At 53.0% G+C, this 12,540-nt stretch carries 10 protein-coding genes; 6 read left to right on the forward strand and 4 right to left on the reverse strand.

Annotation, left to right across the window (positions count from 1 at the left end; all coding sequences use genetic code 11):
- Positions 1 to 27: 27 nt before the first annotated feature.
- Positions 28 to 633 carry a GyrI-like domain-containing protein gene (locus BLW29_RS09330; protein ID WP_090978570.1) on the reverse strand — a complete coding sequence of 202 codons (606 nt, stop codon included), beginning with the start codon at positions 631 to 633 and terminating at the stop codon, positions 28 to 30.
- 143 nt (positions 634 to 776) lie between these two features.
- On the opposite strand from BLW29_RS09330, the gene BLW29_RS09335 reads away from it, so the two are divergent.
- The 5 genes from BLW29_RS09335 (at position 777) to BLW29_RS09355 (ending at position 5,713) form a co-directional block, all read left to right on the forward strand.
- On the forward strand, positions 777 to 1,691 hold the full coding sequence (locus tag BLW29_RS09335; protein ID WP_090978574.1) for a DMT family transporter: 915 nt from the start codon (positions 777 to 779) through the stop codon (positions 1,689 to 1,691).
- A gap of 551 nt (positions 1,692 to 2,242) precedes the next feature.
- Positions 2,243 to 3,136, forward strand: coding sequence for an ABC transporter ATP-binding protein (locus BLW29_RS09340; RefSeq protein WP_090978576.1), 894 nt, complete (start codon positions 2,243 to 2,245; stop codon positions 3,134 to 3,136).
- 47 nt (positions 3,137 to 3,183) lie between these two features.
- Entirely contained in the window at positions 3,184 to 3,939 is a 756-nt protein-coding gene (locus BLW29_RS09345; protein WP_090978578.1) for an ABC transporter permease, read from the forward strand.
- 4 nt (positions 3,940 to 3,943) lie between these two features.
- A complete protein-coding gene (locus tag BLW29_RS09350; RefSeq protein ID WP_090978580.1) occupies positions 3,944 to 5,110 on the forward strand; it encodes a sensor histidine kinase in 1,167 nt (388 codons plus the stop codon).
- Positions 5,111 to 5,113: 3 nt separating this feature from the next.
- Positions 5,114 to 5,713 carry a response regulator transcription factor gene (locus tag BLW29_RS09355; RefSeq protein WP_090978582.1) on the forward strand — a complete coding sequence of 200 codons (600 nt, stop codon included), beginning with the start codon at positions 5,114 to 5,116 and terminating at the stop codon, positions 5,711 to 5,713.
- A 21-nt stretch (positions 5,714 to 5,734) separates the two neighbouring features.
- Here the strand turns inward: BLW29_RS09355 and BLW29_RS09360 are convergent, their stop codons facing one another.
- Positions 5,735 to 6,559: a helix-turn-helix transcriptional regulator gene (locus tag BLW29_RS09360; RefSeq protein ID WP_090978584.1), complete on the reverse strand. Its 825-nt coding sequence runs from the start codon at positions 6,557 to 6,559 to the stop codon at positions 5,735 to 5,737.
- Between the two features lie 148 nt (positions 6,560 to 6,707).
- Here BLW29_RS09360 and BLW29_RS09365 point away from each other — a divergent pair, with 148 nt between their 5' ends.
- A complete protein-coding gene (locus tag BLW29_RS09365) occupies positions 6,708 to 9,608 on the forward strand; it encodes a right-handed parallel beta-helix repeat-containing protein (protein ID WP_090978585.1) in 2,901 nt (966 codons plus the stop codon).
- 293 nt (positions 9,609 to 9,901) lie between these two features.
- Here BLW29_RS09365 and BLW29_RS09370 read toward each other — a convergent pair whose 3' ends face one another.
- Positions 9,902 to 11,788, reverse strand: coding sequence for a sensor histidine kinase (locus BLW29_RS09370; RefSeq protein WP_090978587.1), 1,887 nt, complete (start codon positions 11,786 to 11,788; stop codon positions 9,902 to 9,904).
- Positions 11,785 to 12,501, reverse strand: a complete 717-nt coding sequence (locus BLW29_RS09375) for a response regulator transcription factor (protein ID WP_090978589.1) — start codon at positions 12,499 to 12,501, stop codon at positions 11,785 to 11,787. Before BLW29_RS09375 ends, BLW29_RS09370 begins: the two co-directional genes overlap by 4 nt.
- Positions 12,502 to 12,540 lie beyond the last annotated feature (39 nt).

Raw genomic sequence — 12,540 nt, forward strand, 5'->3', positions numbered from 1 at the left:
GCGGCTGAGGAACGTTTTTTTGTTTCATCATTTAGCAACCGGATATCGCAAAATCGTCCGAAGCGACTCCGCCGCCGTCTTCCGGAAGTCAGACAAATAAATCTCATGATGCTTTCCGCTGATTGCGAGTCCTTGCTGTTCTATGTACGCATACATGATCGCCAGTGTTTCCGGCTCCGTGCTGAACGGGCCGACATGCAGCATTTGCACGCATGTTCCTTCTGAGAGCGTGCCGAAGCTTACGCTGCTCACCGGTATGAGCGGTTTTTTGTTCACGGCAATCCGCAAGCCCTCTGCAGCAATAGCCTCTGTAACATAATCCGGCTGACGGATAAGAAGCGTCCACTGCCACAGCTCGCGCGGCGTTTCGAGCGGATCCAGACTCATGTCCTCCACCCACCATTGTCCTTCCAGCTTGGCAACCGTAAAGTCCTGCCCCGCTTGCTTGCACAGCGCCTTAATGCTGTAAGCCGCCGTATACATCGCCTCGATCGCTGCCTTAAAAGACTCGCTTTCAGGAGCGCCGAAACCTGTAATCTGCAAATAAGGCAAGTCAGGCAATGTAATCAACTCTGGCTTCTTACGGGCGCCATAATAGATTTTGTCTGATTTCGTTAAGTCGAGTTTATCCAAATTACTTACCTCCCGAACGTTTCACTACGGACATTATACCCCAGACAAGCGGGAGCGCCGATTATTTTTTTGTTGTATTTCAACCCTAAATCCGTCAAACTGTTGGCAATGGAAACTTACGGGAATGGGGCTCGAATAAGCTAATGAAGCAAGATCGCAAATGGATGTTTTACCTCGGCTTGGTGCTGGTTTCGGCGATCTGGGGGGCTAATTTCGGCGTATCGCGCAAAGCGATGGAGACCTTTGATCCGATTCTGTTCGCTTTTCTGCGTTTCTCCATCGCTACGCCGTTCTTCTTCCTCTTGCTCTATCTGAAGGAAGGCAGCGTTCGAGTACCGATCAAGGCAGCGTTACAGTTGGCGGCAATCGGCTTGGTGGGCGTAACGGGACTTGAAATTGCCGTGATGTACTCGATTAAATTAACGACGCTCGCTAATGCATCGCTGCTCAATGTGGCACCTTGGCCGATTTTCGCAGCATTGCTTGGACCGTTATTTATGCGGGAGCGGATGTCGGCTCGTCTGATCGTTGGCGGCGTGGCGGCTATGGCGGGGGTTTGCTTAGTTATTCTGGGCGGATCGGAGGGTTTTGACCTCTCCTCTGATAATATGGTAGGCAATATGCTGGCTCTTGGCGTTAGCGTCATCGGTGCTTTGTATAACCTCGCGTGTATGCCGCTGATGAAGACGTATTCGGCCTTGCGCGTCAGCACATGGTACATCGCCTTCGGCATGCTGTTTATGTTCCCGTTCACGTTAGGCTCGTGGAGCAAGGTAGAATGGGGCTCGCTAACGTCCAGCTCGTATACGGCTATCGCTTTTAACGTCCTGGTTTGTACGATATTCTCGTTCATGGTGTGGAATGCGAGCATGTTCAGGATCGGCGCGACACGGGCGAATTTCTTCCGTTATGTCGTACCGGCTTCTGCGGTTGCGGTAGGTTACTTCTTCTTCAATGAGCAAATCAGCGGCTGGCAGCTGGGCGGTACGGTGTTCATGATTGCCGGATTGGTGTGGATTAGCTTGGAGAAGAAACCGAACTTGGTCCCGATTAGTTAAATTAGGCTTAGAAATTGGACGACCCCCGCTTCATGATAGAAGCGAGGGTCTTTTTGGTTTGAAGAGACGTACAACGCGCTTAATGCGGCATCATTCGTTCCTTCTTGTATAGTTCACTATGTGCAGGCGTCCGTAACTTGGCGCCGCAAAATATGATAAGCGTAACCGCTAATGTCTTCCTACTTTCAATTAAAAAACGTGCACGAAAGCAACGAAAGCCCTAACCTCTCTAACGTCCTTGCGGTTCCTCGACCGCGCCAGTGTGAATCCGTGTTCCTTAAAGCAGCCGTGAATAAAAGGAATTTGAATGTGTGGTGATTTGAAGGGTAATCACAACGAATACGAGGAAAAAACCAGAGGTTACACTTGATACAATTCCTAATTATACACAGAACCCAGATGGAAAACAAGTCCCATTCATTGCTTTTCTTTGGAAACTACAACGATATGACATTTGTCATGCGAAACAGATTACATTCATGAATGTCGGATAGGTCCTGCATTCGGTACACTAAGGACATCAGAGAAAGCGATATGAGGAGTGAACGATCATGAAAGCTGCAATACAGTTAACCGGCGTCAGCAAGGTGTACAAAGACAAAACGGCCGTAAGCGATTTGACGTTATCCATTGCGGAGGGAACCGTCGTGGCACTGCTCGGTCCGAACGGTGCCGGCAAAACAACGACCGTATCGATGATTCTTGGCATGCACAAGCCCACCAAAGGGACAGTGAAGCTGCTTGGCGGCGATCCCCGCGATCAGCAAGTGCGGGATCGAATCGGTGCGATGCTGCAGGATGTCAGCGTGATTGATGGACTGAAGGTAGGCGAGAGCATCGAATTGTTCCGCAGCTACTACAAGAAGCCGCTGCCGCTCGATTACCTATTGAAGGTTTCCAACCTGACAGAAGAGAAGAACAAGTTCGCAACCGCGTTGTCGGGCGGGCAGCAGAGAAGGCTGGGATTTGCGCTGGCGCTTGCCGGCGATCCGGATGTTATTTTTCTCGATGAACCGACTGTGGGGATGGACGTCACTTCGCGCCAGCTGTTCTGGGATACGGTCAAAGCGATGGCAGGCCAGGGCAAAACAATTGTGCTCACGACGCATTATCTAGACGAAGCTGACAGTGTTGCGGACCGCATTATCGTGATCAATAACGGCAAGCTGATCGCCGACGGCACGCCAAGCGAAATTAAAGCCGAGACGACAGGACGGGTAATCTCGTTCATCGCAGGTGACAGTGTTACTACGGAATCGCTGCTTGCCCTGCCGGATGTGACGGATGTGGAATGGAGCGGTCGCAAAGTGAAGCTGTACAGCTCTGACACGGACCGACTTATTGTAGCGTTAGTTGAGAAACGTTTTGATATGCGCGACATCGAAATTCAAACCGGCGGGCTCGAAGATGCATTCCAAGCGCTCGTGCTGCAGTCGTCGAATTAGTCAAATAACCCCTGAGCAATCGGGATAAACTAGTGGGAGTGAAAATAATGAATGGAACTATGGTTAGGGCGACACTTGCCCAGTGTAAGGCGGAGCTGCTGCGTACGGTCCGCAATAAACGATTTTTTATCTTCTCGATTGTCATGCCGATTATCTTCTACTTCCTGTTCTCCAACATCGTTGGCGACAATAAGGTTGTCGGCGGCGTGGACTGGTCGGCTTATTACCTCATGTCGATGACCTGCTACGGTATTATCGGGGCCAGCTTCTCGACCTACAGCATCCGTTTGGCGCGAGAACGCTCGCAAGGATGGATTCGCATGCTGCGCATTACCCCGCTCCCATCATGGGCCTATATCGTATCGAAAATCGCATCCCAAGCCATCATTAATCTCTTCATCGTTGTTATGATGTTTCTGATTGGCGGTATCGCTAAGGGGATCGACTTGCCGGCTTCGACCTGGATCGCCAGCGGAGCATGGATCTGGCTTGGCGGGTTGTCTTTTATGACGCTTGGCACCTTGTTCGGCACGATGCGCAATCCGGATGCCGTACAGGTATTGAGTACGGTGGCTTATATGGGGCTGTCTGTTGTGGGCGGTCTGTGGATGCCATTTGAAACGATGTCCTCCACCATGCAGAAAGTAGCGGAGGTAACGCCAACCTATCGGCTCGGGCAGGGCGCTTGGAACATTATCGGCGGCCAAGGCTTGAATTGGAACGGAATCGGCATTCTGGCGATTTACGTAGTCGTTCTAATGGTGGTATCATCATGGATAATGAAAAAGCAGGAAGCGGTGTAACGTTATGCGGAACATGATGAAGCGGCCTCAAGCCGGACCACCTGTGTTATTTGCAATGATATGGTTAGTCTATCTTGTGTTCCCGCTTTATCATTTATTCAATCAGCCGCCAGTCAGGGTTGTGATGGGGTTGACGGCTGTTCTCGTATTTATCGCCTTATATGTGTACAGCTACGCATACGAGCGTGGGCGACTGTACTGTATACTTGGCATGCTGCTCATCGTAGGCCTGTTCTGTTACAGCGATGAAGCATCCGTTTATATGGCGTTCTATCCGGCGCCGGTTATCGGGATGCTGAAAGGCCGCAGGCAGTTTGGAATTGCGATTGGCGGACTTGCGGCGCTGTTTGTCTCGACAATATGGTATTGGTCGCTCTATGACGATACCGATGCGCTGTTGCAGTTTATCCCGGCTATGGTTGTCATGTTATTTATCCCATTCGCTTTAATCGTTGGTCGAAGGTCGAAGGAGCTGCGGCAAAAGCTGAACCTTGCTAACGAAGAAATCTCACGGTTGTCCAAGAACGAGGAGCGCCAGCGCATCTCTCGCGATTTGCACGATACGCTCGGTCACACGCTTTCGCTTATTACGCTCAAGAGTGAGCTCGCAGAGAAACTCATTCTCAAGCAGCCGGAGCGGGCCGTGCAGGAGGTACGGGATATTCAGGCAACCTCGCGTGCTGCGCTGCGTCAGGTAAGGGAGCTGGTGTCGGGGATGAGCGCGGTGAAGCTGCGCGACGAGGTCGATCAGGCGAAGCGCATCTTGGCTGCTGCGGGTATCGTATTGGAGCGCGGGGAGAGCGATTGGGAACGGGAGCTGCCGTCGCCGCTGCTCGATAATATTCTGGGGATGTGCTTGCGGGAATCGGTGACCAACATCGTCAAGCACAGTCGTGCGCGTGTATGTACCGTTCGACTGGAATGGGAACCGGGCAAGCTGAAGCTGATTGTGATGGATGACGGGATCGGAGTGAGCAAGAGCAGTGAGGCTGCTGGTCCGAGGCCGCCTGATATAGGAGATGGATTAGTTGGCGGCAATGGTTTGCGCGGCATGAGAGAGCGTCTTAAGTTAATCGATGGCGATCTTGTCTTGGAGTCAGTAGGCAGAGGCACGGTGCTGACGTTTACGGTTCCGCTGGTGGAGAAGTCGGGCAGCAAGGGAGTAGGATGAGCGGTGAAAATTGTAGTAGCTGAAGATCAAGGCATGCTGCGCGGCGCGCTGAGTGCGTTACTGGACATGGAGGATGACATCGAAGTAATCGGTCAAGCGGAGAATGGCAAACAAGCGCTGGCTATGATTCGCGAGCTGTCTCCCGATCTGTGCGTCATGGACATCGAGATGCCGGAGATGAGCGGCCTTGATGTAGCGGAGAAGCTGAAGGAGCTAGCTCATCCTTGCCGGGTGGTCATCCTGACGACCTTCTCTCGCTCGGGGTATTTCCAGCGGGCGATGAAGGCGGGAGCGCGCGGATTCCTGCTCAAGGATTCGCCGATCGACGAGCTTGGCGCCGCTCTTCGCACCGTGTCGCAAGGCGGCCGCGCGGTTAGTCCGGAGCTTGCGCTGACGTTCTGGGAAGCGGAGAATCCGCTCACGGAACGGGAGCAGGAGGTACTGCGGCTTGCGGCTTCGGGTCTAACCGCAAGCGACATCGCAGGGCGGTTATTCCTCTCCGCGGGAACGGTCCGCAATTACTTGTCCGAAGCGATCCAAAAGCTTGCGGCGAAGAACCGCATCGACGCGATTGGGATCGCGGAGAAGAATGGGTGGATCTGAGAAGTGGTCCACCCAATCCTCCTATCCATCCCGTTCCCGGTGCCAATTATTTCGCCGGATGAGGGTTGGCGTCAGACCGGTATAGTTTTTGATGGATCTGGCAAAATGGTAGGAGGTTTTAAATCCCACGCGGTACGCAATTTCCCCGATTGATAAACCCGAATGACGAAGCAGCTCGATTCCTCTCTCAAGCCGATAATTCCATAAGTATTGCATAGGCGTAATGCCGAGTTCCCGACGAAACAGTCGAATCAAGTGATCCTTGGATAGGTTGGTCGTGAAGGCGAGGTCTGCGATGGTCAGATCTCTCTCATATTGATCCTTAATGGTCGCTTTGGCTATTAGTATAGCTGGGTGTGTGCTGCGGGAAGCATCATGGTGCGCGCATTCGGCTGCATAGAGGTCCAGAGCGGTGAGACCAAGCTTACGAAGTGCGCCGTTGAATTCTGATTTCTGAATCTGTTTGATGGCAATCGCGAGGTCGGTTAATTGGGTCATTTCTTGGGAGAGAGGAAGGTAGAGCGGCAGCGCATGCAGCCGGTCGAGCAGCTCCGGCACGGGGAACTCCGGCGTTAAGGTGATCCAGCGATGCCAGGTGTCCTGATCTTCTGCGAAGCGGAAGGTTTCCCAGTGGCCGGGCTTGAGCAGAACGACATGCCCCGGCGGAATCACTTGCAGATGTTGATCGAGAAGAAGGTCGATGCTGCCGGAATGCAGCATAACGAGCTGGTAATCGGTTTGATAGCGGGGTCCGAATTGGCTGCCCGGCGGGTATACAATGGAGCCTGCGCTTACTCTTGTCACTTGCAATGCCGGAAGCAATTCGGGTCCCACAAGCGCATCCATCCGAGCATCCTCCTAAGCCCTTAGATTAGAGCTGGAAATATCGTTCTCAGACACAAGATGATCGACTACAGAAATTTATTTTATCACGAGTTGCACTATAATGGTGGGGTGAAATGAAAGCGCTCTATATTATAAAGGAGGCATCGTGATGTTAAAGGGATTGCTGTTGAAGGGAATGGCGATTTCGCTCGTTTTATCACTGCTGATTGTAGGGTTGTTTGGTGGTGTGTATGTGCCTTCGGCCCACGCGGCGGTGCAGTACACGTTCTATGCTTCGCCTTCAGGAAGCGGAACGACCTGCTCGCTGGCGTCTCCGTGTTCGCTTACCGGAGCAAGGGATAAAGTTCGTACGGTCAATAGCGGCATGTCGGGCGACATCGAGGTGATTTTAAGGGGAGGCAAATATTATTTGTCTTCCACGCTGACGTTTAACGAGAATGATTCAGGGAAGAACGGCTACCGCGTCTATTGGAAGAATTACACCGGTGAAACACCGGATCTCATCGGCGGGCAGCTTATAACTGGGTGGACACTTGATTCTGGCAACGTATACAAAGCTAATGTCGGCACGAGCCTGAACTTCCATACGTTGTTCGAGAACGGCGTACGGGCGAACAAAGCTCGCTATCCCAACACCGGCTACTTACAGGATGAGAACGGCAGCGGGGGTATTGGTGAAGCCACTTATTTGGATGCCTGGCTCACCTTCAAGAGCGGAGATATCCCGAACTGGAGCGACATCGTCGGCGGTGAAGTGAACATATGGGGGTATTGGGACTGGCACAATTCTACCTTGCCAATTACGGGATTCAACTACTCCACTCGCAAAATCACCCTGTCCAGACCGCCGATGTGGGGAACGGTCAATCCGAACACGACGCCCTACGGCTTCAAGCAAAATAATTATGACCGCTACTTTATTCAAGGCGTGAAGTCTGCTTTGGATACGGCCGGCGAGTTCTATCTGAACACCTCTACCGGTTATTTGTACTATTACCCGAGAAATACCCCGATTGCCAGTCAAGAGATTATCGCGCCTACAGTGAAAAACATCATCGAATTCATAGGTTCATCCACGACGAGCTTGGTTCAAAACATCCAATTTCAAGGCATTAAAGTGAGAGTGTCGGATTTCACGAATACCCTGGACCCTTGGGCAGATCCGGCCAATCCGATGGTGAGAGGCGCCGGAGGAGCGGGAGCTCAGTATGAGAATAATGAGCCGCTTGCCAATCGTTACGGCAACATCTACATGCGCAATGCTGCGAATATTACGCTCCACACCTTGGATATCTCAAACAGCGGTTATAACGGGGTTATGCTGGATCGTTATGTCCAGAAGGTCGCGGTATTTAATTCGCAAATCCATGATATCGGGTATACGGGCGTATTCCTATCGGGAGGCACCAATAACCTGACAGACACGCTAATCAGCCGGGATAACCTCATCCAGAACAATCATATTTACGACATCGGCAAGCTTGCCGGCAACGGTGTCGGGGTTTCCATCGAACAAAGCGCCTACAACAACGTCAATCATAACGAGATTCATAACGGGCCGCGCCATGGCATTAATATTTTGGGCTCTTATGACAATTCCTCCTCCGTCAACCTGGCCTCCAACAATCTCATCAATTACAACCGCTTATACAATCTCAACAACGACAGCTCGGATACCGGCAATGTCTATCAATTCGCGGCGGGCAAATACAACGTCTACGACCATAATTTCTCGTACGACAGCAACTCGATCCACTCCGTTAATGCGGTTTACTATCTCGATAATCATACCGATTACGCGACATTGTCCAATAACATCGGCTACGACCCGGCGATTATTAACCGCAACGACAACTTTCCGACAATAACGCTCATGAACAATGTGCTGAGCAGCAACTCGGCAGACTGGACTGCGGCCGGCCTCGACAGCTCTCAGATGGGCATCGTGACGATGGCGAATCCGGTATGGCCGGCAGTTCCTGTAAACTTACCTTATACGGATGATTTTGAAAACGGAACGATCGGTCAGACTGCTGCTAATTGGACGACGGCATACGGGACTTGGCAGATCGTATCAGGCAAAGCTTATTACAGCTCCGGCGGCGTGGGTGCAGGGGGACTTACGACGGTAGGAGACGCCACGTGGTCGAACTATACCGCGAAAGCGAAAGTGAAGGTCGCCTCCTGGAATACGACCAGTTATCGCAGCGTCGGCATTCTGGGCCGTTATCAGGATGCGTCGAACTATTATTATTTTCAGTATTACAACAACGACGGCAAGCTCTATCTGTCAAAGTTCGTGAACGGGGTTTGGACGCACCTTGGCAGCACGCCGTTCACCTTCAATACGAATCAATATTACGAATTTAAGCTGGACCTGAACGGATCGAGCATCAAAGCTTCCGTAGACGGCACGCAAATTTTCTCGGTCACGGACAGCCAGTTCAGCGCAGGCAAATTCGGCATGCTTGCCAACGAGAACGCCGCAACGTTCGATGATGTCGGCATCAGCGCGATCTCGCTGCCGTTCAGCGATGATTTCGAAGGCGAAACGGTCGGCACGATAGCCTCGAAATGGAGTAATGTGTTCGGCAGCTGGCAAGTGATTGCGGGCAAGGCTTATAACTCGACAGGAGGCGTAGGGGTAGGCGGGCAAACGGTAGTGGGCGATTCGACTTGGAGCAACTACACGGCGGAAGCCAAGGTGAAGGTAGCCTCTTGGAACACGACCAGCTATAGGAGCGTGGGTCTGCTAACCCGTTACCAGGACAGCAGCAACTATTATTATTTCCAGTACTACAACAACGACGGCAAGCTGTATATCTCCAAGTTTGTGAATGGCGTTTGGACGCATCTGAACAGCGTGGCGTTCACGTTCAACACCAACCAATACTACACGTTCAAGGTTGTGTTAAGTGGCTCCAGCATTCAATGCTACGTGGATGGCACCTTGAAGTTCAGCGTGACGGACAGCCAATTTGCCTCCGGGAAGGTCGGCTTGCACGCGAACGAGAACGCCGCGATCTTCGATGATGTGAGCATTTATTGATGCTTGGCCATCGGATGCTGATGCTGATGCTGAAATTTCTAACGAACCACAGAGCCCTTATTTCAGCGAAAAGAAGGGGTGTGAAATTCTAACGAACCCTACGGGTGCTATTGCGTGTTGAGTGCTCAATTTGGAGCCGGTTTTGCCGAAATAAGACCTATACGGTTCGTTAGATTCGCAGAACCGAGAAATTCGGAGCAATAAGACCTCCAAGGTTCGTTAGCGGCGGTCGGCGGCAGCCGAGAACAAAAAAAAGCCGAGTCCTATTAATGGGGACTCGGCTTCTTTCTTTTCTAGGCTTCGTCCATCTCCGCTTTCGCCACGGTAAAGTAGAACTCTACGCCGCTGCCGTGGTTGCGCACGCCGAAGGTGCTGCCGTGCAGCAGCAAAATATGCTTCACGATGGCGAGCCCGATGCCGGTACCGCCGAGCTCGCGGCTGCGGGAATGGTCGGTGCGGTAGAACTGCTCCCAGATGCGCTTCAGCTCGGCTTCCGGAATGGCTTCGCCTTCATTCCAGAGCGAGAGCAGCCAGCGGTCCGGCTCCGCGACAATGCGCAGCTCGATCGCTCCGCCTTGCACGGTATGGCGGATGGCGTTGCTCATGAGGTTCGCCAGCACCTGCTCCAGCCGGAAACGGTCACCGTACGCCGGCATCTCAGCCGGTTCCTCCGGCAGCAGGGCATTCAACGCAATCGCCTTGCGCTCCAGCGGCTCCGCGTGACGCTGCAAGAAAGCATGCGCGCAAGCGCGCAGATCGAAGCTGCCGCTTACGAGCCGGTATTTGCCGGATTCCAGCTGCGCCAAATCCAGCATATCGTTGACGAGACCGGACATCCGGCTGGTCTCGTCCATGATAACGCCGAGATACTGCTCGCGTTTCTCGGCGCCTCCGATCCCATCGCGCAAGCCCTCGGCATACCCGCTAATGAGACTGATCGGCGTCTTGAGCTCATGCGAAACACCTGCCACGAATTCACGCCGCATCGCTTCCAGCTGTTTTTCTTTCTCGAATTCTTCCTTGAGCTGTACATTCGCCGCCTGCAGCTCGCCAAGCGCGTGCTGAAGATTATCCGATAGAAAATCAAACGTTCGCGACAAACTCCCAATCTCATCATTACGCTTAATCCCGCTCTTAACCGAGAAATCCAGCTTCGAGAGACGAAGCGCTACCTGATTCAGCCTCCGCAGTGGCTTCGTAATCATGCCGGAGTAGAGGAAGGACAGCAGCAGGATGAGCACAACCGCAAGTCCGTAGAAATACATATAGAAATCCTTGAACACATACCCTGCATCACTGACCGGCTGAAGCGAAGACACCGCGAACAGCACCTGTCTGGCACCATCCGCTGAAGGTAGCGCAGCTACTGCGATGAGCTGATTGTTGCCGACCTTCTCCGGACCGAAGCCCGGAGCGCGATACACGACCGTTTCTCCGCCGGTAAACACCCGCTCAACCTGCGCCGAATCCTGCAGCCACTGCGCAACACCGGTCATTAAATTATCGACCTGCTCCTGCGAGAGCGGATTTTGAATCATGCGCAGCACATCGCCCCCGAGCTGGTCGATGCTGATAAAGATGCGCTTCTGCTTCTGGCCGGCCCCGATGGCGATTGCCCTGATGCCTTGATCGTCGAATTCGAACTTAGCGGTTAACGCAAAGTAGCGGCTCTCAAACGGTGCAAAATAGAGCGGCAGTCCGCTGCCCATCGTCGTCGTCTCGCCTTGCAGCTGTCCCGGCAACGGGATGGTGAAATCCCCGATAAACGGCTGGCGATTCACGCTTTCATCGCCTTCGAGAAGTGGAGTTGCGGGAGAAGTGGAAGGCGAAGTCTCCTTGGCCATATTGCCGGTATCCGCCTGCGATTCCGACCCGCTTTTGACGCGAAGAACCGCGCCGCCTTCGACCGTCTGCCCCTCGGCCGAGCCATCCGTTCCCGGGACGGGCCTCGACATCCCCGCCCTCGTTCCGGTCCCTGCACCTGATGGCATCGTATCGCCAACCACCATATACTTGTCCCGCAGCTCCGTAAACTCCTGCTTGATCGCTTTGATTTTCTGCTTCTCATAATAGCTCTCGAAGAAGGTTAGCTGCAGCACCATCATGAGGGTTGTGAAGGCGATGAACACCACGGCCGTGACGGTAAACAGCTTAAAAGCAACGCTCCGCCCGCGCTTCATCGTTTCACCTTGAGCTGATAACCGTTGCCGCGCACGGTACAGATCAGCTCCGCCTTGCTGCCGAGCTTCTGCCGCAGACGCTTAATATGAGTATCGACCGTTCGCGCATCACCGAAATAATCGAAGCCCCATACATGATTGAGCAGCATGTCCCGCGTTAACACGATGTTCCGGTTGCGGTACATATACAGCAGCAAATCGTATTCCTTCGGCGACAGCGTCAGCTCCTCGCCATCGACCTTCACCTCGTGCGAGGCCTCTTTGATCGTCAGCCCATCCAACGTGATCAGGCTGGCATCCGAACCATCTCCGGCCTTCGAGGTCGAAGCCGAAGCAGCCGCGGCCAAGAGTTCTACCCGTTTCAGCAGCGCCTTCACCTTCGCAGTCAGCTCCTTCGGACTGAACGGCTTCGTCATGTAATCATCCGCGCCCAGATCGTAGCCAAGAAGCTTGTCGTCCTCGGCTGACCGGGCCGTCAGCATAATAATCATCACATCGGACCGTTCTCGAATCGAACGGCAGACGCTATAGCCGTCCAGCTTCGGCATCATAATGTCCAAAATGACCAGTGCGACCGGTTCTGCAGCGAACCGGAGCAGTGCTTCCTCGCCGTTGGCCGCCTCGATAACCGTAATATTTTCCCCATGCAAGTAATCGACAATGAGCTGCCGCATAAGGGGCTCATCCTCGACAAGTAGTACATTTCCGCTCACAATACCGTTTCCTCCTTCATTGTCACACAGCTGTCACAT

The sequence above is a fragment of the Paenibacillus sp. CF384 genome, from assembly GCF_900106745.1.
GTDB lineage: Bacteria > Bacillota > Bacilli > Paenibacillales > Paenibacillaceae > Paenibacillus_Z.